A 23,052-nucleotide genomic window follows, 5' to 3' on the forward strand; every position below is an offset into this window, starting at 1 on the left:
TAGCAGAAATTAGGGCTGCTCTAGGTTTACAGCATGCATAAAACAGGGAAGGGGGATTCAGAGATAGCTACTTAAAATGCATGAGTGGTATCCCAATGGTTGGGACACTTTGTAATTCCTTCAAAAGAGGCGGTTATAAATGGTTTTTATTCGGTTTCATAATTCGTAATGTATGTCAACTACGTGAAATGGTATTGTGTTTTGCATGTTTAATGCGAAAATGAAACTCTTGTCTGGTTCATATTATGGTTTAGATGGAAACATTCCTATCAACATCATGATAATATATAATATTGAGATTCTAAATGTTTACGAAAATAAATGTTAAAGACTTTAAATCCATTACGATGCTTACTCCAATTGATTTGCATGGGTTATCCATATTATGTGGTTCAAACAGTAGTGGGAAAAGCTCCTTAATTCAAGTTCTTTTAATGCTCAGCCAAAGTTTCTCAGGTAGATACCAGGATGAACCAATTACATTGAATGGCCATCTAACTCAATTAGGATCTTTTAGAGATATTAAAAGCTATGCTACTAAAAATGATGGTATTTCTATATCGTTCACCTTAGAGATGAAAGATGATTATTTTGGAAATGCTAAAAGTACAATGGTAAATTATGATATTACATTTGGTGCGATCAGCAGAGGGAAGCAAGGTCGAGATGATGAATACCATCCATCCATACTGAAAAATAAAATTGTTGTTTATAATTTAAGCGAGGATGGAGAGAAAATAGAAACTGATAGAATTGTTATTGAACTGGATAGTAGCTCCGAAGAAATCATGTATACAGTGACGGAGTTTGAAAGTCCGGAAAATAATAGAATAAAAGTGGAGTATCCTGATTTCAAAATCCTAGGAAGTAAAAGATGTGAACTGGTACCTACAGCCTTTATTCTTGAATATAACTATATAAAAAAAATCAGTTCTCATGTTATTAATTTTGCGACAAATTTTATGGATTCATCTCGTTTCCAAGGTACAGATATTTATCATTTGGATGAGCAATATTTAGTCCTGACAAATAAATTTATGCGTACTATATTATCAATAATAGTTAAAGAGCGCCAAGAGATATATGACTCTATAGTACTTCCTGATAGTTTGATTTCGAGTCAATTTTATAAAGATGATGAAAGTTCGCATAAGAGTGTAGAGTTATTAAATCTAAAAGAAAATATAGTTAATTCTACATATAATCTAAGAACACAGGATATACCCCCTTCTTTTTTACATGCCGAAACAATCTCATTACTCGATTGGCATGGGTTTTTAGGTAAACTTGAAGACAAAACAAAGAAAACACTGCTGGAACTAATTGATAAAAATAGGGCTTTGTTACAAGAGTTATGGTGTGAATCTATGCAACAAGAAACACGGCAGACCTTTTTCAATGTTAGAAGTCTATTTGATGTTGAAAATTTGTTAAATGTCTATTTTTCCCGATCAGTGAAGTACCTAGGGCCATTGAGGATGGAACCCCAGGCTATATATTCTTCACGAGGTCAATATGACCCGAATAGTGTTGGCCTCAAAGGAGAGTTTACAGCCGCAGTATTACATAAAAATAAAGATAGAGTCATTAGTTACTTATCTCCTATTATTACAAATGGGGACTTGGAATTTCATACTAAAGCCAAGCCTCTTAGATTTGCATGTCAAGAATGGTTGTCCTATCTTGGTGTGATCGAAGAGTTTAGTACAAAGGATAGAGGTAAGCTTGGTTATGAATTGTTAGTAAAAACTAATAAAAATGATAAATGGCAGGATCTCACGCATGTAGGCGTCGGTGTCAGTCAGGTTCTACCAATTGTTTTGATGTTTTTGATTTCTGAACAAGATGATGTGTTGATATTTGAGCAACCTGAATTACATCTTCATCCACAAGTACAGTCAAGATTATGTGATTTATTTATTGCTATGGTTCAGTCTAAAAGACAATGTATAATAGAAACGCATAGTGAGTATTTAATTAATAGACTTCGGTTGCGTATAGCTCAAGAAAGAGATGGCAGTTTAAATAAAAATACTGCGATGTTTTTTATAACTAAAAATAATGGTTATTCTGAATTCTCTCAAATAGAAATAAACCGTTTCGGAAGTGTTATTGACTGGCCAACAGACTTCTTTGATCAAACGGATAGGGAAATAGAAAAAATTCTCTACGAAGCAGGTCGCAAAAGAAAGTTAGAAATTGGTGATAAGGGACGATTTTCATTTGAGGTGAAAAAATGAATGGAGTAATTAACTTCGAGTTTATTGTTTCACCCATTCTATTTGAATCTTCAAAAATCGAGAGTTTTGTTGAAGATTTGATTATGTTGAAAAATTTCATAAATACTGGCGTTGTTAATATTAAAAAGGAGAAAGATATAATAGGGGCTATGATCGATTATGATCTTTTCCCAAGTGACAAGATATTCATGGGAAAGATCCCAAAAGATAATTTCCCATACTGCTCAAATGATATTGTACGAATGATTAATAATATTCTCTCAGGCTCAACTTCATATGAGAGTGATTATTTAGTTGAGTGGGAAAAACCAATTGAAGTATCGCCTGATTTTGATGCTATAAATCAGGATCGTAAAAATGAGCTCGTCGATCAATTTAGTCATATGGCAATAAATAATCATTTCAGTGTAAACAAATACTTTCCATTTTTCAGTCATTCTAAAGAATGTTTACAAGAGAATACTATTGAGTTTGAGGGGGAAATTAAGTTAATAATTCCAGATCAAACGCACGTGGTTCCTTTTGATTTTAAGAAACAACTCGACTACTTTACTAATGTAAGTAAGTTTATACTTAATCTAGATGGGATGAATATATACGCAGAAGCGGATACTCCATTAAAAATGAAAATGGCACTGTATATCGGTGCAGTAAAGTTAATAAACATTCATAAGCTAACTACTAGGCTAGAATGGGAGGATTTTAATGTAAGTGATAAATTTATTAGCTCATTGAAAGACAATGAGAGTTTCGGGCGCCAAAAATATGCATCTGCAACTTACAACTCTATAATTAATGTGCTTGCTAATACTGGAAAGTCAGAAATAAATTATTTTTATAAGAGTGACTGTCCCACAGAGGCGAGAACTTATGGCAATTACACTGCATATAGGGTACACATTAATAAACAAGGGCGAGGCTTGCGTTTTTTATTCTGGTCAGATGGTAATGAAATTGTCATATCGAATGTTGGAAATAAAAATGAATTGTTAATATATAACCCATAAAATATAAATGACTGCCAGCGAGTAGACTGTGGTAGTACTTTAAACTCGCTGGTTATTGATTGTTAAGCAGGGAAGCAGAGGGAAAATAATTTAGCATTTTGATAGGTGTAAATATATGAAAGGTGACGCTCAAGAATTGAATAATAGTTGATTTTATTTTTGTAATGCCTTATATGTTGTTTGTTGATGCTTTAATGTTTAGCTAATTTATCTGGATTGTTCGGCTATTTATAAATTGCTCGATATACTTTCATTTTTTTTCCTCTCTGGCATTCAACATCAATAACTAAGAAGAATAAAAGTTGCGATTCGTATAAACTTCAATCTCTTATTAATTTCTGTGTGGTTCTAAACAAAATACTTATTATCCTTAGATAATTCACTTATTATCGAAATAAGATCAAGCGACAATAAATTAGCTATGTGGACAAATTCAACAATGTCTAGCCTTCGCTCACCGTTTTCAAATTTAGCAACAAAGGATTGTGGGCGTTCCAACATACGCGCTAGGCTCTCCTGCGTCAGTCCTTGCGCAAGACGCGCTTCGCGGAGTGTTTTGATCACTAACTGATATTCATCCGAGTATATAGAAGCCATTTCCCTGCCTCATGAAAAAATATTACCGGATGATCAGCTAGTTAATTTTTTATCCCAAAACAGGATTTTTACGATAATGATGAGTTTCAGAGTGGTTTCAGCTTATGAACGACTCGCTCCAGGAGTGGGGCAGGGTTAACTCCCAGCAGCTGTGCCACATGGGCGAACTCGATGACGTCCAGTCTTCTTTCTCCGCTTTCAATCTTCGCAATGAATGACTGATGACGCCCCATCGCCTGTGCCAGCTGTTGCTGTGTGATGCTTCTTTTTACTCTGGCATCACGTAGTTCTTTGATAAATGATTGATATTCTTCTGAATAAATTGATGACATGGCTAAACTCCGATCAATATCCCAAAATCGAATATCAACCACTTGTAAAAATATCCCAAAACGGGATAATTAACAGTGTCAGTTATGCAAAGGAGTAGCAGAATGAAACGAGAAGATTGGCATCCCGCAGATATCGTTGCCGGAATGAGGAAAAAAGGGACATCTTTGGCGGCGGTATCTCGCAAGGCAGGGTTAGCGTCATCCACATTGGCAAATGCGTTAACGCGCCACTGGCCTAAAGGTGAGAGGCTTATTGCAACAGAGTTGGGCATATCACCAGAGCAGATTTGGCCTTCGCGCTATAGTAAAAATGGATGCGAAAACTTGGATCAAATTGAGTTGTAGAGAGAAGAACTAAACGATGATATGGCGGTATAAAGTAAAAAGCCCGCTCAGGTTTCCCTGAGCGGGCTCTCGAATATGGCTCCTCTGACTGGACTCGAACCAGTGACATACGGATTAACAGTCCGCCGTTCTACCGACTGAACTACAGAGGAATCGGTTAGGAGGCATATCTTAGCGATTACGCCCGGCTTGTCAAAGGCAAAATCGCCCGGCGCGGTGCGTTTGCGGAAACTATCAACATCTTGTTGCCTTTTCAGGCAATCCGCGACAAAAAATCCTTTGCAGGATAACGAATTGTCGCCCATTATTTGAAATGCCGTTTTATCTTTCCTTGCAGGTCCTTTCTTGAACTTACATGCAGTCCTTCGCCAGGCCGTGGCGAAAACGCCGTGGTACGCCAAACGTAAGAGTTACCGGGTGCTGTTCTGGCGAGAAATAACGCCCCTGGCCGTGCCAATCTTCCTCGAAAACACCTGCGTATTGTTGATGGGCGTGCTCAGCACCTTCCTCGTCAGCTGGCTCGGCAAAGAAGCCATGGCGGGCGTGGGCCTGGCAGACAGCTTCAATATGGTGATTATGGCGTTCTTCGCCGCCATCGATCTCGGCACCACGGTGGTGGTGGCGTTCAGCTTCGGCAGGCTCGATCCGGAGCGGGCGAGGGCGGCGGCCAGGCAGTCGCTAATTTTAATGACCATCGTCTCGTTCATTATGGCGGCAGGCATTCACCTGGCGGGCACGCACATCATCGATGTTATCGCCGGGAATGCCACGCCAGAAGTAAAAGGCCTCGCGCTTTCTTACCTGCAAACCACGGTCTGGAGCTACCCGGCGGCGGCCATCGCGCTTATCGGCAGCGGCGCGCTGCGCGGGGCAGGGAACACCAAAATCCCGCTGCTGATTAACGGCGGCATGAACATCCTCAATATCATCATCAGTAGTATTTTGATTTACGGCATTTTTGGCTGGGGCGGGCTGGGCTTCGTTGGCGCGGGTCTGGGGCTGACCATCTCGCGCTATATCGGCGCGGCGGGCATTATCTTCGTGCTGATGATTGGCTTTAATCCGGCGCTGCGCATCTCGCTGAAAAGCTACTTTACGCCGCTTAACTGGGGCATTCTCTGGGAAGTGCTCGGTATAGGCATTCCGGCAAGCGTGGAGTCGGTGCTGTTTAACGGCGGTAAGCTGCTCACGCAGATGTTCGTCGCCGGGATGGGCACCAACGTGATTGCCGGTAACTTTATTGCCTTCTCCGTTGCCTCGCTTATCAACCTGCCGGGCAACGCCCTCGGGTCGGCCTCGACCATCATCGTCGGCAGGCGGTTAGGGAAGGGACAAATAGGTCAGGCGGAGCGCCAGCTGCGCCACACCTTCTGGCTGGCAACCTTTGGCTTAACCGTTATCGCGTGGGGAACCGCGCCGTTCGCCGGGCTTTTTGCTTCGTTCTACACCAGCGAAGATGACGTAAAAGAGGTGGTTAAAGTCCTGCTGTGGATGAACGCCGCGTTTATGCCTATCTGGGCCGCTTCCTGGGTGCTGCCCGCCGGGCTGAAGGGCGCGCGAGACGCACGTTTTGCTATGTGGGTGTCAATGGCCGGGATGTGGGGCTGCCGCGTAATCGCCGGTTATACGCTCGGTATTGTGTTGGGAATGGGCGTGGTGGGCGTCTGGCTTGGCATGTTCGGAGACTGGGCGGTGCGCGGGGCGTGCTTCTACTGGCGAATGGTCAGCGGCCGCTGGCTGAAAAAATACCCGCGACCGCCAAAAGAACCGCTTATTGCAGCAGGCGAAAAGCCCGTTTAGCGGCTAAAGGCTCCGGCCAGAGAGCGAATATCGTTCCCGGTCGGCGCCTGGTGAATACGCAGCCCAAACTCTTCTACCACGGCAAAAATATGGTCGAAGATATCGGCCTGAATACTCTCGTACTCCGCCCACGCAACAGTATTGGTGAAGGCGTAAATCTCAATCGGCAGGCCGTCGTTTTCCGGTGCCAGCTGGCGCACCATCAGCGTCATATCTTTGCGAATACGCGGGTGGTTGCGCAGGTATTCATTCAGGTAAGCGCGGAAGGTGCCAACGTTGGTCATCTTGCGCTGGTTCAGCACCAGATCGTCGGCGTGTTGCCGGTTGTACTCTTCAATCTCTTTGCTGCGCTCCGCCATATAAGGCTGCAACAGCTTCGCCTTCAGCAGCTTGTCCTGCTCTTCGTGAGCCAGAAAACGAATGCTGGTGGTGTCGATGTTAACGCTGCGTTTGATCCTGCGCCCGCCGGAAGCAGACATCCCGCTCCAGTTTTTAAACGCGTCAGAAACCAGGGCGTAGGTCGGGATCGTAGTGATGGTGTTATCCCAGTTGCGCACTTTCACCGTGGTCAGGCCGATGTCGATAACTGCCCCGTCAGCGCCGTATTTCGGCATTTCCAGCCAGTCGCCCAGCTTCAGCATGCTGTTAGCCGAAAGTTGAATACCCGCCACCAGGCCGAGGATCGGATCTTTAAACACCAACATCAGTACCGCGGCCATCGCGCCAAGGCCGCTGATGAGAATGGCGGGAGATTTACCAATCAGGAGCGAAACCATCATGATGCCGACAACAATCGCGGCAATCAGCTTCACGCCCTGGAAAATGCCTTTCAGCGGCAGCTGGGAGGCGAAAGTGAATCTCCCGGACAGGCCAAACACCACGTCGAGCAGCGAGAAGAACGACATCAGGGCGTAAAGCATGACCCACAGCTGGGCGCAGGTGGTGAGTATAGTCGCCGCGTCGCTGCCTTTTTGCAGCCACAGCACCGCCTGTACGTTGACGATAATCCCCTGCAATAAAAACGCCAGCCGGTGGAACAGCTTATTCTGGGTAATTATCTGCAAAGACAGGCTGGTACTTGCCTGGGCGCGTTTTTCAAAGGTGCGCAGCACAATGCGATGCAGAATAACGTGAACAATTAGCGCAGTGAGAAAAATGATGCCGAAAATGACGATCAGGGAAGTGGTGTGGTCTGGCTGAAAGCCGTATTGCTTCAGTGCGGATATCAATTCCTGCATAACGTCTCCTTAACAAACAAGAGGACATGATGCCTTGCCGGGGCGGCGGTCGCAACCCGGCCGCCTGGTTAATGAACATATTTCCCCGCAAGGCTTACAGAAAACGCCCACGGCGGTTATGCTTAGCCTAATCACATCATGTTTAATAACAGGGAAATTATGATTCGTTTCTCCAGCCTCGCTTTTGCGCTGGCAGCGGTAACCCAAAGCGCTCTGGCCGTGACTTATCCGCTCCCACCGGAAGGCAGCCGCCTGGTGGGCCAGCCAATTACCATCACCGTGCCGGAGGGTAATACCCAGCCGCTTGAGCACTTTGCCGCCCAGTACGGCCAGGGCTTCAGCAATATGCTGGAGGCTAACCCCGGCGTCGATCCGTTCCTGCCAAAAGTGGGCACGCAGCTGGTTATTCCGCAGCAGGTGATCCTGCCGGATACGGTGCGCGAAGGCCTGGTGGTGAACGTGGCCGAGATGCGTATTTATTACTACCCAAAGGGCAGCAACACGGTTGAGATTTTGCCTATCGGCATCGGCCAGGCCGGGCGTGAAACCCCGCGCAACTGGGTCACCCGCGTGGAGCGTAAACAGGATGCACCGGCCTGGACGCCAACGCCGAACACCCGCCGCGAATACGCCAAAGAGGGCAAAACGCTGCCTGCTTTTGTGCCGCCGGGGCCGGATAACCCAATGGGCCTTTACGCCATTTACATCGGCAAGCTGTACGCCATTCACGGCACCAACGCCAACTTCGGCATTGGCCTGCGCGTTAGCCAGGGCTGCATCCGCCTGCGCAACGACGATATTAAATACCTGTTCGACAACGTGCCGGTCGGCACCCGCGTACAGCTGATAGACCAGCCGGTAAAAGTCACCGTCGAGCCGGACGGCAAACGCTGGTTAGAAGTCCACGAACCGCTGTCCCGCAACCGCGCGGAGTTTGAGTCAGACAAGAAAGTCCCGCTCCCGATGACCACCGTACTGCGTAACGAAACCCAGGCCGCAGGCGTAAATGCCGTAGTAGTCAGCGAGGCGCTAAACCGTCGCTCCGGTATGCCGGTGCAAATTGGTTCTGCTGGTGGGACGCTTTAAGCGGCAAGCCGTAGATAATAGCTAATCGCGAAAAGGCTGAGAGCAGACAATAAAATCCCCGTATAAATATTGTGCGACGGGGGTTTTATTATGTCTTTATCGCAATATTCAGGATGTAACTAGTAATGCTTTTGTAAATTATTCCAGAACGCTAAAAGCGCTGGAGTCTTTCTCCTTTTTATCTCCGCTGCGGCATCCAGCTATTATTCTGACTCTCTTTTTTGGTAGCTTACATTTAATAAATAAAACGTAAAACATACCTAATACATTCCCCCCGGCGGTAGCCGGGCAATGTGTGCTTTAAGGCCATAAAAGAGCTATGGTTGGTGAAAATATAAACATATTTAAGGTGTTCTTTTTATGTGCCGATAAGAATAAATCGAAGGGCTACACAAGGAAGGGCTCCAGCAGCACATATATTGCGTCTTGCCAGCCCAACAGGTTTAACGATTGAGTCCATGATATGCACATAGAGAAATTTTTGACCGAATACGACGACTCGCTGACCGGTGAGTTGAATATAGATCCGCTTGGGCAACTGGTTATTTGGTCATCCTGGGGGCAGAGCATCTTTCACAGCCGCATCACTTCGATCGCCAACGACGTGCGACAGTACACGCTGAACCTGCTGCATCACAGCGTAATGCGGCAGCTCATGGCGGATGAAAAGCTGCAAACTGCGGGCGCGATGAAAAAAGCCTACCCGAAAAAACAGGCACGGGAGTTTACCGCAGCCTGCCTTATTCACTTCGAGAATATCTACATCTATTCGATGATTGGGGCAGAAAAAAAAGGCGTTATGTTGACCGGAGTCCAGGGCATAAACAAAGCCCGGCTAAGGTGGAACACTGCAAATAATAACCCAGTGTTGCCCTTTGGCCATGACGGAGACAGTGAGATACTGACAAATCAGCTGGCTCTCGGGACTAACGGGCGTTACAAGTCGCCGATGATAAACATGCAGTTTTTCAGCACCGAATACCACTACGATCTCCCGGATAATAAACATGTCTGGCAAGCCGCCGAAGCATTTATAAACAACGTGCCTGCACTAAAAAAATTACGTGCGCAGGCGTTAGCGTATTTAACATCGCTGATGCAGGTCTCTTACAAACGCGATCTCGAGCCGGCCTGGGATAAGGTTCCGCCCGCGCTTAAAAACGCTTATGTGAAGGCTTTCCGAGATCCTGAAACAGTAGGAGACTACTCGCAGGAATTCTGGTTGCAAAGAACAGAGCTGAATAAAAACGCCGCGGGGGCGATTTATCAGGTTCTGAAGCAGGAACGGAAGGTCGAGTCGAAACTTTCCGACGCAGAAGTCTTTAGCCGTGCTATCCGGATTGCAGAGAAAATGCCGGAAATAGATGAACATGAGCGAATGGCGCTGCAGCATATTAGCCGGGCTGAGCCGTTCCTGGCGCTTATCGACCTGATGTTCTCTGGCCTGCGCCGTCAAAGCAGCCAGACGCTGGCAGAGTTCAGCCAATTCTGGCATCAGCATAAACTTACTGCGCAGGATCTCCCGCAACTAGCGGCAAAATTGCAGCAGGACAAAGGGCTGTTAGCCTCGCTTACTGGTACGCCTGCCCGGCGTTTTCAGCAACTATTAACCCTTGCCAGCGCGCCAGAGCTTGAAGAACAGGTGCGTGGCCTGCTGGCTTACCACCAGGCGTTGATGGCAACACGCGGCCAGTTCCCGTGGTTGATACTGGAGGGGGATAACATCTCTTTGCAGGTTCCACCGTTGCAGCTGAATGCTGAGCGCACGAAGAGCGATTGGGTTAACCATTACTACCTGCCGCAGTTCCGGCACCTGTTGAGGGGATTGTGGGGGAACGCGGCATGAAGCTATTAGAAGCCTTCAAAAAACAGATTTCACAGATGGGTAAGTTGAAGCGCGTCTGGCTGACGACCTTCAACCTGGATATCGCTTTTGTCGAAACCTGGGTTCTGCCCGCCGTATTGGGGATAGACCCGCCGGTTAGCCGCATGGATTACGAGGCGCTACAGCAGGCGATAAATGAAAGCGGTATCGACTTCCGCATTTACTGCGACCCGCGCATGATGGCAAAAGATAAGCCCAAGCGCACATCCGTAGCCGTGTATCCGGTTTCAGTTCGCGAACTTGCAGGGAGTGGTGCGCCATCTGCTAAGTATCTGGATGAAAATCGCAGCCTGTTCCATCCCAAAGTTTTTTACCTTGAAGACGAGGATAAAAAAATCGTCGTGGGTGCCGGGAGCGCTAACCTGACCCTCAGCGGCTGGGGGCGTAATCAGGAAGCGGTGGATTTCCGCTGTATTGCCAACAACCAGCAATATCAGCAGGTAAAACAATTTTTCATCCATACCGACAGCGACCTGGATCATAAAGAGTTTTTCCCTGTCCGCCGTACATTTATCGGCAAGGATGATGATTGGTCATTTATACATAGTCTGGGGGGGCGCACTCTGCTGGACGAGCTTAAGAAAGGTGGCAAGTTGATGACGCTCAGCGTTTGGTCGCCCTATCTTGCCGAAGACATGGCCAGCTTTATCGATAAGCTTGACGAGCCTGATTTGAGGATTGAGCTGGTGCCCGATCTTGTCCACGGGCGCTATATTCGCACCCGATGGGACGCCCGACTACAGGCGCTTATAGCCGATAACAGACTTGCGCTCTTCCACTCCCCGGTAGCCAAAGATAGCCGCGCCCTTATGACTCACGCCAAGCTTTGGCTGGCGGAAAGCAGCAAGAGTAAAAGGCTGGCCATCGGCTCCTGGAATTTCACCTGGCAGGGCTGTAGTAGCCTGGAGGAGAAGGGCCGGAATATAGAAGCCGGTATTGTGCACAAAGTGCCTCGCAGTACCGAAATCAGTGGCAACGAGTGGGATGTTGATGCCGATGATTTTGCCAGTGAAGAATTGCTGGAAGAAGAGAAACTGGAACCGGAAGTCTTACCTCCATTTGACCTTACCGTGATTTTTAACTGGGCTCGTTGTGAATATGAGATTACCGGAAAATGGTTCGGCGCCAGGAAAGATGAGGTCTATCAGCTGCTGTTGCCGGGTATTAATGGCCCGGTGGAACTGGTATGGAAAGCCAGAGGCAACGAACTTAAGCTCCCGCAAAAGTTGGGTGTACTCAAGAGTGATGCCGTGCTGAACAGTCCGTTTTATTCCTTGCGAACGGCCGGTAAAACGGACTGGCAGGGCATAATAGTTGAAACGGGCACTGAGTACCGACGTGCGTTGAGCTTCGCCTCTCTGGACGATCTTCTGAATAGCTATTTGAGTTCCGCAGATCCTGCGGCAAGTGAACGACTCATGCTGAGAGCCGCTGGCGCACAGGATGAGCTGCAGGGTGAAGGTGAGGCGGAAATTGTCTCTTCGGACGCGATCAGCTACTTCCGGCTTTTCCAGGCGACGCAGCAACGGCGTAACTGGCTTGCGCAGACCCAGGAGGGTGCTCAGCTTTATCGCCGTTTATTCACCGAACCTGGCTGCCTGCAGGAGCTGGCAGAAATGGCCAGGGAGCGTGTTGAACTGGCGAAAAATACGGTCTTCGACTGGTTTCTGGCTCAGGAGGTTAACAGCCTTGCAGCGCTGGCAAAAAAACGAGTCGGTAGCATTCGCCGTCAGTGCGGGGCAGACGCTATCACGGTGACACCGCTCCAGTGGGAGTCTTTGCAAGTTACCGCTCCCCGCCTGGAGGGAGATGCGGAAAGCCTGAGTTACATCACTGCCATCACAAAGGATTGCGGCTATGTCGAATAAGTTAAAAAAAATCATCACGCCGATTGAAGTCTCTGCCGTAATGAACTTCGATGCTTCAAACCCGCATTGGGAATACCAAAGCGAGGCGTCCAGCATGGCGGCTAAGCAGGCCGAAGGCGTGGCCGGGCTCTGGAACCTGCTGAATAAGCGCCGCCTGGCGTTACTTGCCGATGAAGTCGGCATGGGGAAAACCTACCAGGCTATGGGCGTGATGCTGCTGTTATGGCAGGTAAAACCCGATGCGCGTATTTTAGTGATGGCTCCTAACTCGACGCTTTGTAATAACTGGAAAACGGAATTTGCTACCTTTACCCGGCAGCACTATCGGGCAGTAAACAATGCGTTTACTTCTCCACAAGGAGAGGCGAAATATGCTCCGCAAATTCACCCGAGATTAGCGTGTCTGGTAGAGGCTGTAGAGCAAAAAAAACATCACTTTTATCTGACTACCATTCATTCATTAAGCGGGCTTGTGCCCCCGGATGAAAAAGAGAATGCCTCCGACGCTGCCAGGGATTATGCAGAGAATTATCGGCAGCGAATAAAACAGGCTCTGGGGAAAGGCGGGTTTGATCTGCTTATTATCGACGAGGCCCACTACTTCCGTAACCGGGGCGATTCTCAGCGTGCCGCGGCGGGGGAGGCCTTCTTTGGCAACGAGCAGGACAGGCTGGCCAGTAATGTTCTGCTGCTAACTGCAACGCCAAATCACTCTCAACCGCGCAATATCTTCGACATCCTGAGCTATTTCAGCGAGCTCTCTAAAAGCTTTGATAAGGATGATGTTCGGGCACTAATGAAGCATTTTTCCATCCGCCGCCTGCGGAAGATGCAGGGCAAAGAGGGCAATCACTGTAAGTATGAATACCGCCATGAGCACGCAAGCGCAGCGAATTTTAAGGGGCGAATGGATGCCGAGTTGTTCTTCGCCCTTTACCAGAAGCAATTGGTGCTGGAGCTGGACAAGGAGAAAAAGTCTGGGGGTGATAAGCGCATGCTCTACGGTTATCTCGAAGGGTTTGAGTCCACGGGCAGTACCGCCAGCGCAGAGCAAAGTCAGAATGGAAATAGCGATGAAAGTATCCATGAGGATTTTAACCACGCTCGCGACTCGACGCTGTTAAGCAAACTGACCCGGCAGTTTCACGATATCTATCATCGCTTCCCCGATCACCCCAAATACGATGCGTTGGTTAAAGCCTGTATGGCGCACGATTTGTTCGACCACAAAGTCCCGCTGGACAGCAGTAAACATCTGGTGTTTGTTCGCCGGATCCCCTCTGTACGTGAAATTACTCAACGTATAAATGCCCGTTACGACGAAACAATGGCAGAGCGGTTAATGATTGCCTGGCGTCTGTCCGATGAAGAAAAGGCGGAGTGGCGCAGATCATCCTGGTCCCGGGAGGTGCTGGCTAAACTCCAGCCCGGCAAACATGGGGAAAACCAGGATCCGGACGACCCTTTGCCGGAAGAGAGTGCGGATGATGAATCCGACCCCAATAACGATATAAAGCTCTTCAGTAAAATTGCTGACCTGTTTGTCACCAAAAATACCGGCCTGCGCCGCACCGACTGTACTAATGTCAGCCTGCGTTTCCGCCGCCCGGAAAGTCTGTTTTCTCTGTTCCTGGAGCCGGCCCTGGACGGTACAAACGGTGCTTATCACTATTATTATCGTAAAACGTCCGGGGATCGGCATCGTGATAACTACGGAGATGCCGCTCGCGATGCCCGCGCTCAACAATCTGGGCCTCTGCCGGGAGTGAAATATACCCGGCCGTTGCCCACCGCCTGGGGATTGATGTTTGACCTCCTGCCTGAATCGGCAACGCGGCAGCTGGAGCAGTGGCGTGACCGCCCGGACGGGATGGCCATCATTGAAAACTTTGCCAACTATTTGCGTACCGGCTACCTGTTTGCCAGCCCGGTGATGATCGAACTTTATTGTTGGTTTACTGAATTTAACCGCGAGCCACAGCGGGCCGATGTTCAGCAGCGCTACCTGCATTTTATTAAGTGGGTTAAGCCAAAGCTAAAAAATTCGCTGATGCTGCGCTACTTTGTGGATGCCGTTGGAACGTTTGAAACCCTGTGCGTGAAAATTGTTGGGCAGAGGCTGGAAAACAACGGGTACAGCTGGCGTGAATTAACCAGCCTTAATAGCCCGGCCTGGTATGCCAGCGGGCAGTCTGGCAACCGCGAACGCTTGATTCGTGGCTTTAATTCTCCCTTCTTCCCGAATGTTCTGGTGGCGACCTCGGTGATGCAGGAGGGGGTGAATCTTCATCTGCATTGTCATCAGGTGCACCATTATGGTATTGCCTGGACGCCGGGTGACAACGAGCAGCGAAACGGGCGAGTTGACCGCCTCTTTGGCCGCATCAATTCGCTGTTGCAGGAGAGGGGGGAGGCAAGGATGAGCATCAATTATCCTTACCTCGAAGGCAGCTTCGATCAGGATCAGCTGGCCTCATTTATTCGCCATAAACACGGTGTTGAAGAGAAGCTGGATAGTTGCGAATCCCACGATTTTGACCGCGAGATAGACCTACAGTCGGATACGCAGGGCTGGCGGCGCTGGCTACGGCAGCCATCAGATGACCGGCTTATTGAAGATCCCTATCCCGCAAAATTTGATGTGGAGTAGTGCGCAACGCAGAAGGCTGCTGAAAACCGCCTGAAGTCCTGAAGATGTACAGCGGTGATACGGCTCAGGGAAGGTAGAAAAAAACGCACGGAGGAGACCGCTCCGTGCGTCGGGTTTATTTAAACCCCAAGGCGATCGCGGAGGCTGTAATAGGCCGCACCCATAGCGGTAAACGGAATACGGAAAGTACGGCCACCGGGGAACGGGTAGTGCGGCAGATTCGCAAAGGCATCAAACCGTTCAGCATCACCGCGCAGCAGTTCCGAAATCAGGCGGCCCGCCAGGTGGGTGAAAGTGACGCCGTGGCCGCTGCAACCCTGCATGTAATAAATGTTGTTATCCAGACGGCCAAGCTGCGGCAGGCGTGACAGCGTCAGCAGGAAGTTACCGGTCCAGCTGTAGTCAATTTTTACGCCCTTCAACTGCGGGAAGGTTTTCAACAGGTTTGGCATTACCAGGCGCTCAATATCCGCCGGATCACGAGCGCCATACACCACGCCGCCGCCGTACAGCAGACGGTTGTCGCCGGTCAGGCGGTAGTAATCCAGCAGATAGTTACAATCCTCCACGCAGTAATTTTTCGGGATCAGCGAGCGGGCCAGGTCTTCACCCAGCGGCTCGGTGGTCAGCACCTGGGTGCCACACGGCATGCTGCGTTTCGCCAGTTCTGGCTCCAGCTTGTTGCCCAGGTAAGCATTACCGGCAACGATAACGAAGCGTGCGGTAACCTGGCCTTTTGCGGTACTCACCACGGCCGGGCTGGTGTGCTGAATATGGGTGACCGGCGACTGTTCGAACACGCGTCCACCGTTGAGGCGAATCGCGTTAGCCTCCCCAATCGCCAGATTGAGCGGGTGAATATGGCCGCCGCTATGATCGAGCAGGGCGCCCACGTAGCGGTCGCTGTTCACTTCGCGCTTAAGCTCTGCCTCGTCCAGCAGTTCGAGTTGCGTGTTGCCGTAGCGCTCCCAGTTAGCCTTCTGCTCTTCCAGGGTTTCCATCTGCTTGTGGTTCATGGCAACGAACAGGCCGCCAGGGCGATAGTCGCAGTCGATCTGGTAGCGCTTGATGCGCTCGCGAATAATTTGCCCGCCTTCAAACATCATGCCGCCGAGCAATTTGGCCGCTTCAGGACCATAGCGGCGCTCTATTACGTCAATGTCACGGCTGTAGGAATTTACCAGTTGCCCTCCGTTGCGCCCGCTGGCGCCAAAGCCGATGCGCGCGGACTCAAGCAGCACCACGTCATAACCCATTTCAGACAAATGCAGCGCGGAGGATAGGCCGGTATAGCCCCCCCCGACCACGCAGACATCGCAGGTTAAGGATTCGGTTAGCTGCGGAAAGGGTTCATATTTATTGGCGCTAGCTGCGTAATAGCTGGTGGTATGTTCAGTCATGATTAAGGCTCCAGGGCAATCCAGATAGTTTTCAATTCGCTAAATTTTTCGAGGGCATGCAGGGACTTATCGCGTCCGTTGCCGCTCTGTTTGTAGCCGCCGAAGGGCACGGTCATATCGCCGTCGTTGTAGTTGTTGACGAAAACAGAACCCGCTTTAAGGTTGCGGCTCATGCGGTGAGCGCGGGAAAGATCGTTAGTCCAGACGGCAGCGCCAAGCCCGTAATCGCTGTCATTAGCTAATGCCAGCGCTTCGGCTTCGGTTTTAAAGCGGGTGATGACCAGCACCGGCCCAAAAATTTCGTCGCGGCTTACGCGGGCGTCCGGCGCGGTGTCTATAAAGATAGTTGGCCCGATAGCGGCGGGGTGCGTACCGTTGCGGCCATCCAGCGCCAGCCTGCCCTGACTTTCGCCGTCGCGAATAAAGCCGTGTACGTTGTCGGCGTGTGCGCTGTCGATAAGCGTGCCCATGGTGGTTTCAGGGTCGAGAGGGTTACCCGGCAGCCAGTTTTTGGCCTGCGCTTTCAGTTGGGCAATAAAATCATCGGCAATGCTTTCTTCAAGCAGCAGGCGAGTTCCCGCGATGCAGACCTGGCCCTGGTTATAGAAGATCCCCGCTGCGGTGGCTGCGGCTGCTTTTTGCAGGCTCGGGCAGTCGGCAAAAACGACATTCGCACTTTTCCCGCCCGCTTCAAGCCACACGCGCTTCATGTTGCTGTCCCCGGCGTCTTTCAGGAGCTGTTTGCCGGTGCGGGTGGAGCCGGTAAAGGTCATGACATCCACATCGGGATGCTGAGAGAGCGCCTGGCCCGCCTCGTGGCCGAACCCGCTGACGACGTTTAACACACCGTCCGGCAGGCCCGCCTCTTTTGCCAGCGCCGCCATGCGGATCGCTGATAGCGGGGATTTTTCGGAAGGCTTGAGGATAACGCTGTTGCCCGCCGCCAGTGCCGGGCCAAGTTTCCAGCAGGCCAGCAGCAGCGGGAAGTTCCACGGCACGACGGCGGCAATTACGCCAATTGGCTCGCGCACAATCAGTGCTAGTTCGTTGACGCCGGTTGTCGCCACTTCACCATACACTTTATCAATGGCTTCCGCGTACCAGCGAATAGCGCGAGCCGCGCCGGGAATATCGTCGCGCAGGCTGTGGCGAATGGGCTTGCCGGTATCGAGCGTTTCCAGCAGCGCCAGCTCTTCGCGATGTTGCAAGATTAAATCAGCCAGTTTATTGAGAACGGATTTGCGCGTGCCGGGAGATGCCTGCGACCAGTCTCCTCGTTCAAATACGTCTCTGGCGGCGCGTACGGCACGATCAACGTCTGCCTTTTTCCCACGGGCGACCTCTGCCAGCGCGTGCTGTGCAAAAGGATCGGCAGTGGTAAAAGTTCCTCCGTCCTGTGCAGAACAATATTCACCATTAATAAAGAGGCGGGTTTCCGGCGAGGTGTGTTTTGCTTTCTCCTGCCAGTAATTCAGATGCTGAAAGTCCATGTTTACTCCTTTTATTCAATCGGATAAATGGCCTTACTGGGTCTCTTCAGGCAAATTTGGGCTGCAAAAAGCCCCAGGAAATCATTCCTGTTAAAAACGTTGTTTAAATAAGGCCTGAATAATTCAGGCCGTCGGAATATTAGAACGTGGTGGGGGTGTGGGCGCTGATAATGCGGCAGATGCCTGCCGAGGTGTTGCTGAAGCTATGAGGTATGCCGGTGTTGATGGCATAACTTTGCCCTGCAACGAGGTGCCAGGTCTGGCCGTTGACGGTCAGTACCACTTCACCCTCCAGTATCGTGCCCGTTTCCTCACCCTGGTGTTTGATCCTCTCGCCGGTCGTTGTACCTGGCTGATAAGTCTCGATGATCATCGCCAGCGTTCGGTTAGGGTTCCCATTGTGAATCAGTTTCATTGAAACCCCCTGACTGCCTATCTCAATCAAATCTTCTTGATCGATGACTACCTGCGGCTCATCAGGTTTTTCTGGTTCTGCGAAGAACTCGGAGAGCGACAGCCCGTAGACTTTCAGCAGCTTTTGCAGCGTACTGATGGCAGGACTGACTTTGTCCTGTTCTATGGTGCTGATGGCGCTATGCGTTAATCCAGACAGTTCGGCGGCACGACGTTGAGAAAGACCCAGTTGCTGGCGGATCTCTGACAAACGTTTACCCGGCGCCAGGCCGTCATCGCTCATATTGGCATTTCCTTAACAGTAGTGGTCAGAGCCGCTGCTTTTCAGCGAGATAGCTCTGACAGGCGGTGATAAAACCTTCTAGCAACAAACGCGACAGGGCGTATTCGCTACTGTTCCATTCAGGATGCCACTGCACGCCGAGGGCGAACGGGTGGTCGTGAACGCTTGCGGCTTCCACCAGACCATCCTGCGATCGCGCTTCTACGCGCAGCTGCGGCCCCATTGTTTTCGCTCCCTGGCCGTGTAGTGAGTTAACCCAAAACGTGTTGCAACCCGGTATCAAATGCGAAAGCAATCCTCCTTCCTCTACCTGAACTTCGTGGGATGGCGCGTACTGCTGCTCCACCGGTAGCTCAGGATCTTCACGGTGTTCCAGAAGCTGAGGCTGATCGCACAGGCGACGATACAGAGTCCCGCCGGTGGCGACAACCAGTTCCTGTAAACCCCGGCAGATGGCGAAAATGGGAATGCGCCTTTTGAGCCCGGCGGCAATAAGCGCCATGCTCAGCTCATCACGCCCGGGATCGGCGTCAGGCTCATCGCCATTTTCACCATAGAGGCCTGGCTGGACGTTGCTGGGGCTGCCTGGCAGGAAAATGCCGTCAAGTTTGGGCAACAGGGCATTGAGCAGTTCTGGCTCCGCGAGAGCGTGAGGCAGAGCAATCGGTAATCCACCCGCATTCAATACGGCATTCAGGTACTTTTCCTGCAGAGTTTGGGTCTCATGACCCTTAAGTCTGTTCCTGCACATCACAACACCAATAACTGGCTTGTCAAATATATCGACCATGATCACCCTCACATAATGGACTAAATTATTGCCAAACGATTCCTTGTTGCCCGTTTCCGTTCAATATTTTTTCAATCTAGCAGCGGTGTAACGTGTTTGCAAACTTCAATTAACATTTGACAAACATTTTGTTTGGATCAAAATTCAAAGTGGACATTATATTTAACGGTCGAAATCGACGGTCGGCATCCAAAGCAACGGCGGTGAATAATGGAAACCAATATTGTAGAAGTAGAGAATTTTGTTCAGCACAGTGAAGAGAGGCGAAGTAGCGCGTTTGCACGCGAAGTAAAAAACTACCTCGAGCGTTACCCTAATACGCAATATGTTGATGTTCTGCTCACTGACCTTAACGGCAGCTTCCGTGGCAAACGCATTCCGGTTGCCGGGCTGCGTAAAGTAGAGAAAGGCTGCTACTTCCCGGCATCCGTATTTGCGATGGATATTCTGGGTAACGTAGTAGAAGAAGCGGGGTTAGGGCAGGAACTGGGCGAGCCGGACCGCAATTGTGTGCCGGTGCCGGGAACATTGACGCCGTCGGCGGCGGACCCGGAATTTATTGGTCAGATGATGCTGACCATGCTGGATGAAGATGGCGCTCCCTTTGACGTTGAGCCGCGGAACGTGCTTAACCGCCTCTGGCAGCAACTGCGCCAGCGCGGTCTTTTCCCCGTGGTAGCGGTAGAGCTGGAGTTCTATTTAATTGACCGTCAGCGCGATGCTGAAGGCTACCTGCAGCCGCCGTGTGCGCCGGGTACGGATGACCGTAATACCCAAAGCCAGGTCTACTCCGTTGATAACCTCAACCACTTTGCCGACGTCCTGACCGACATTGATAATCTGGCTCATTTGCAGCTGATCCCGGCAGATGGCGCGGTGGCGGAGGCTTCGCCGGGGCAGTTTGAAATCAACCTGCATCACACCGACAACGTGCTGGACGCCTGCGACGATGCGCTGGCGCTGAAGCGTCTGGTCCGCACCGTGGCAGAAAAGCATAAGATGCACGCCACCTTTATGGCTAAGCCGTACGAAGAGCACGCGGGCAGCGGGATGCACATCCACATCAGCATGCTCAATAATAAAGGTGAAAACGTACTCGCAGACGCGGACGGCGAAGATTCAGCCCTCCTCAAGCGTTCGCTGGCGGGGATGATCGACCTTATGCCTTCTTCTATGGCGCTACTGGCGCCGAACGTTAACTCCTGGCGCCGTTTCCAGCCTGGAATGTATGTCCCGACCCAGGCTTCCTGGGGGCACAACAACCGCACCGTTGCGCTGCGTATTCCCTGCGGCGACCGGGATAATCACCGGGTCGAATACCGCGTTGCCGGAGCCGATGCGAATCCGTATCTGGTCATGGCCGCTATTCTCGCGGGGATTTTGCACGGCCTGGATAACGATCTTCCGCTGCAAGAAGAGGTTGAGGGTAATGGCCTGGAGCAGGAAGGGCTGCCGTTCCCGATTCGCCAGAGCGATGCATTGTGGGAGTTCACGGAGAACGACTCGCTGCGCAAGCTGATGGGCGAGCGTTTCAGCCATGTATTCCACGCCTGTAAGAACGATGAGCTGGTTCAGTTTGAGCGTCTTATCACAGAAACAGAAATTGAGTGGATGCTGAAAAACGCCTGATTTTCTCTCCTGCCCGGCGGATAGAAGTAGCCGGGCGAGCCGAAAAGACAAGCAGCATCATTCGGGCTGAGCGGAGCCAGGCCGGACATTTACAGGGCAACCTGTCATTTCCCGAAGTCGCGTAACGGAGCGCAGGCGGCAACGGGTCTCCAGTTAACGACAAAGCGTACGACGAGGAAATGAGATGATGCAGACGCAAATGTTTAAATACCCGCACGGCGAAGGTGAGCGCTGTTGCCACATTGATAACGACGGGCCAGCGGAGCACGCCAGCCAGACCCTCACTCCCCGACAATTACGATTAACCCCCAGGCTAAGCAGACTTGTGCGAACGAAGATATCTTCGCGAACCTGCATCCGCGTGGGGGGAAATCGTCATGGCGATTAATTCTCCGGTCGAACTCTCTTCGCAGGCGGGCAAACCGCAGTTGCGTAAATCGCTAAAACTCTGGCAGGTTGTGGTGATGGGGCTTGCCTATCTCACGCCGATGTCGGTGTTTGACACTTTTGGCATCGTCTCCGGCATCAGTGATGGCCACGTTCCAGCTTCTTATTTGCTGGCGCTGGCGGGCGTACTGTTTACGGCCATCAGCTACGGCAAACTGGTACGGCAGTTCCCGCAGGCCGGGTCCGCTTATACCTACGCCCAAAAAGCTATGAGCCCGCACGTCGGGTTTATGGTGGGCTGGTCATCGCTTCTGGACTACCTGTTCTTGCCGATGATTAACGTTCTGCTGGCGAAGATTTACCTGTCGGCGCTGTTCCCGGAAGTGCCTCCGTGGATTTGGGTGGTTGGCTTTGTCTGCATCCTCACTGCGGCAAATTTAAAAAGCGTGAATCTGGTGGCGAACTTTAACACTCTGTTTGTGCTGGTGCAGGTCGCTATTATGGTGGTGTTTATCTTCCTGGTGGTACAGGGTCTGCATAAAGGGGAGGGGGTGGGCACGGTCTGGTCGCTTCAGCCGTTTATCAGCGAAAATGCGCACCTGATCCCGGTTATTACCGGGGCGACGATAGTCTGCTTCTCTTTCCTGGGTTTTGACGCTGTGACCACACTTTCCGAAGAGACGCCGGACGCCGCCCGCACTATTCCTAAAGCCATTTTCCTGACGGCGGTTTATGGCGGCATTATTTTCATCGCCGCGTCGTTCTTTATGCAGCTGTTCTTCCCGGATATCAGCCGCTTTAAAAATCCGGATGCGGCGCTGCCGGAAATAGCACTCTACGTGGGTGGGAAGCTGTTCCAGTCGATATTCCTTTGCACCACATTTGTGAATACGCTGGCTTCTGGCCTCGCGTCTCATGCCAGCGTGTCGCGCCTTTTATACGTGATGGGGCGTGATAACGTGTTCCCGGAAAAATACTTCGGCTATGTACACCCGAAATGGCGCACTCCGGCGCTGAACGTCATTATGGTGGGCGTGGTTGCGCTGTCGGCACTTTTCTTTGACCTGGTGACGGCAACGGCGCTGATCAACTTTGGCGCGCTGGTGGCCTTTACCTTCGTCAATCTGTCGGTGTTTAACCACTTCTGGCGGCGTGAAGGGCGCAATAAAACCTGGCGGGAAAAACTGCATTATATGATTTTGCCGCTGATTGGCGCGGCTACCGTCGCGGTGCTGTGGGTAAATCTCGAAGCCACCTCACTGACGCTTGGGCTGGTGTGGGCTGCGGTTGGTGTGCTGTATCTCACCTGGCTGACCCGCCGTTTCCGCAGGCCTCCGCCGGTGTTTGACGCCAGCAAGGCCGAACGCGCCTGGGAGTAATACAGGCCGTTTGCCATAGACAAAAGCAAAAAGCCCGCTCGGGTTTCCCTGAGCGGGCTTCTCAAATATGGCTCCTCTGACTGGGATCGAACTCGCCATTAAATGGCTAATAAATAAGCTAAGCTTGAATTTCCCTTCAGTCAAGACCACCAGAATGACCACCAAATAAAACGCTGTTCATACAGCAGATGTGCGACAAGTAAATGAGCATGAGATGAGGTACTTATCAAGC

Annotated in this window: 17 protein-coding genes and 1 tRNA gene; 10 read left to right on the forward strand and 8 right to left on the reverse strand. The window is 50.6% G+C overall.

Going from position 1 to position 23,052, the window contains the following annotated elements; all coding sequences use genetic code 11:
* The first annotated feature begins 305 nt into the window (after nucleotides 1-305).
* Together ACG1VR_RS08040 and ACG1VR_RS08045 are read left to right on the forward strand one after the other, a co-directional pair.
* Nucleotides 306-2,240: a DUF3696 domain-containing protein gene (locus tag ACG1VR_RS08040; protein ID WP_395490650.1), complete on the forward strand. Its 1,935-nt coding sequence runs from the start codon at nucleotides 306-308 to the stop codon at nucleotides 2,238-2,240.
* Complete coding sequence (locus tag ACG1VR_RS08045; protein WP_395490651.1) at nucleotides 2,237-3,247, forward strand: hypothetical protein; 1,011 nt, start codon at nucleotides 2,237-2,239, stop codon at nucleotides 3,245-3,247. The genes ACG1VR_RS08040 and ACG1VR_RS08045 overlap by 4 nt, the downstream gene beginning before the upstream one ends.
* A gap of 348 nt (nucleotides 3,248-3,595) precedes the next feature.
* Here ACG1VR_RS08045 and ACG1VR_RS08050 read toward each other — a convergent pair whose 3' ends face one another.
* Both ACG1VR_RS08050 and ACG1VR_RS08055 read right to left on the reverse strand, forming a co-directional pair.
* On the reverse strand, nucleotides 3,596-3,844 hold the full coding sequence (locus tag ACG1VR_RS08050) for a helix-turn-helix domain-containing protein (RefSeq protein WP_395490652.1): 249 nt from the start codon (nucleotides 3,842-3,844) through the stop codon (nucleotides 3,596-3,598).
* A gap of 86 nt (nucleotides 3,845-3,930) precedes the next feature.
* Nucleotides 3,931-4,176: a helix-turn-helix domain-containing protein gene (locus tag ACG1VR_RS08055; RefSeq protein WP_395490653.1), complete on the reverse strand. Its 246-nt coding sequence runs from the start codon at nucleotides 4,174-4,176 to the stop codon at nucleotides 3,931-3,933.
* A 102-nt stretch (nucleotides 4,177-4,278) separates the two neighbouring features.
* Between ACG1VR_RS08055 and ACG1VR_RS08060 the strand changes: the two genes are divergently transcribed.
* The gene (locus tag ACG1VR_RS08060; protein ID WP_395490654.1) at nucleotides 4,279-4,521 is read left to right on the forward strand and encodes a helix-turn-helix domain-containing protein; all 243 of its coding nucleotides are present in this window, start codon (nucleotides 4,279-4,281) and stop codon (nucleotides 4,519-4,521) included.
* 76 nt (nucleotides 4,522-4,597) lie between these two features.
* Here ACG1VR_RS08060 and ACG1VR_RS08065 read toward each other — a convergent pair.
* Nucleotides 4,598-4,673, reverse strand: a tRNA-Asn gene (locus tag ACG1VR_RS08065).
* A 193-nt stretch (nucleotides 4,674-4,866) separates the two neighbouring features.
* On the opposite strand from ACG1VR_RS08065, the gene ACG1VR_RS08070 reads away from it, so the two are divergent.
* The gene (locus ACG1VR_RS08070) at nucleotides 4,867-6,321 is read left to right on the forward strand and encodes an EmmdR/YeeO family multidrug/toxin efflux MATE transporter (protein ID WP_265438277.1); all 1,455 of its coding nucleotides are present in this window, start codon (nucleotides 4,867-4,869) and stop codon (nucleotides 6,319-6,321) included.
* On the opposite strand, the gene ACG1VR_RS08075 is transcribed toward ACG1VR_RS08070, so the two are convergent.
* Nucleotides 6,318-7,559 carry a mechanosensitive ion channel family protein gene (locus ACG1VR_RS08075; RefSeq protein ID WP_395490655.1) on the reverse strand — a complete coding sequence of 414 codons (1,242 nt, stop codon included), beginning with the start codon at nucleotides 7,557-7,559 and terminating at the stop codon, nucleotides 6,318-6,320. The two genes, ACG1VR_RS08070 and ACG1VR_RS08075, sit on opposite strands and share 4 nt — an antisense overlap.
* A gap of 159 nt (nucleotides 7,560-7,718) precedes the next feature.
* Between ACG1VR_RS08075 and ldtA the strand changes: the two genes are divergently transcribed.
* The 4 genes from ldtA (at nucleotide 7,719) to ACG1VR_RS08095 (ending at nucleotide 15,048) form a co-directional block, all read left to right on the forward strand.
* Nucleotides 7,719-8,645: a L,D-transpeptidase gene (ldtA, locus tag ACG1VR_RS08080; protein WP_395490656.1), complete on the forward strand. Its 927-nt coding sequence runs from the start codon at nucleotides 7,719-7,721 to the stop codon at nucleotides 8,643-8,645.
* A gap of 463 nt (nucleotides 8,646-9,108) precedes the next feature.
* Nucleotides 9,109-10,491: a hypothetical protein gene (locus tag ACG1VR_RS08085; protein WP_395490657.1), complete on the forward strand. Its 1,383-nt coding sequence runs from the start codon at nucleotides 9,109-9,111 to the stop codon at nucleotides 10,489-10,491.
* A complete protein-coding gene (locus tag ACG1VR_RS08090; protein ID WP_395490658.1) occupies nucleotides 10,488-12,398 on the forward strand; it encodes a hypothetical protein in 1,911 nt (636 codons plus the stop codon). Before ACG1VR_RS08085 ends, ACG1VR_RS08090 begins: the two co-directional genes overlap by 4 nt.
* Nucleotides 12,388-15,048 carry a DEAD/DEAH box helicase family protein gene (locus tag ACG1VR_RS08095; RefSeq protein WP_395490659.1) on the forward strand — a complete coding sequence of 887 codons (2,661 nt, stop codon included), beginning with the start codon at nucleotides 12,388-12,390 and terminating at the stop codon, nucleotides 15,046-15,048. The genes ACG1VR_RS08090 and ACG1VR_RS08095 overlap by 11 nt, the downstream gene beginning before the upstream one ends.
* A gap of 119 nt (nucleotides 15,049-15,167) precedes the next feature.
* Here ACG1VR_RS08095 and ACG1VR_RS08100 read toward each other — a convergent pair whose 3' ends face one another.
* From ACG1VR_RS08100 to puuD, 4 genes are all read right to left on the reverse strand, one after another.
* Complete coding sequence (locus ACG1VR_RS08100; protein WP_395490660.1) at nucleotides 15,168-16,448, reverse strand: NAD(P)/FAD-dependent oxidoreductase; 1,281 nt, start codon at nucleotides 16,446-16,448, stop codon at nucleotides 15,168-15,170.
* A gap of 2 nt (nucleotides 16,449-16,450) precedes the next feature.
* Entirely contained in the window at nucleotides 16,451-17,938 is a 1,488-nt protein-coding gene (puuC, locus tag ACG1VR_RS08105) for an aldehyde dehydrogenase PuuC (RefSeq protein WP_395490661.1), read from the reverse strand.
* Between the two features lie 139 nt (nucleotides 17,939-18,077).
* The gene (gene puuR, locus ACG1VR_RS08110; RefSeq protein WP_172569560.1) at nucleotides 18,078-18,635 is read right to left on the reverse strand and encodes an HTH-type transcriptional regulator PuuR; all 558 of its coding nucleotides are present in this window, start codon (nucleotides 18,633-18,635) and stop codon (nucleotides 18,078-18,080) included.
* Nucleotides 18,636-18,660: 25 nt separating this feature from the next.
* Complete coding sequence (gene puuD / locus ACG1VR_RS08115) at nucleotides 18,661-19,425, reverse strand: gamma-glutamyl-gamma-aminobutyrate hydrolase (protein WP_395490662.1); 765 nt, start codon at nucleotides 19,423-19,425, stop codon at nucleotides 18,661-18,663.
* A gap of 210 nt (nucleotides 19,426-19,635) precedes the next feature.
* Between puuD and ACG1VR_RS08120 the strand changes: the two genes are divergently transcribed.
* On the forward strand, nucleotides 19,636-21,054 hold the full coding sequence (locus tag ACG1VR_RS08120; RefSeq protein WP_172569562.1) for a glutamine synthetase family protein: 1,419 nt from the start codon (nucleotides 19,636-19,638) through the stop codon (nucleotides 21,052-21,054).
* Between the two features lie 377 nt (nucleotides 21,055-21,431).
* Complete coding sequence (locus ACG1VR_RS08125) at nucleotides 21,432-22,820, forward strand: APC family permease (protein WP_395490663.1); 1,389 nt, start codon at nucleotides 21,432-21,434, stop codon at nucleotides 22,818-22,820.
* Nucleotides 22,821-23,052 lie beyond the last annotated feature (232 nt).

The sequence above is a fragment of the Cedecea davisae genome (assembly GCF_044095835.1).
Lineage (GTDB): Bacteria > Pseudomonadota > Gammaproteobacteria > Enterobacterales > Enterobacteriaceae > Cedecea > Cedecea davisae.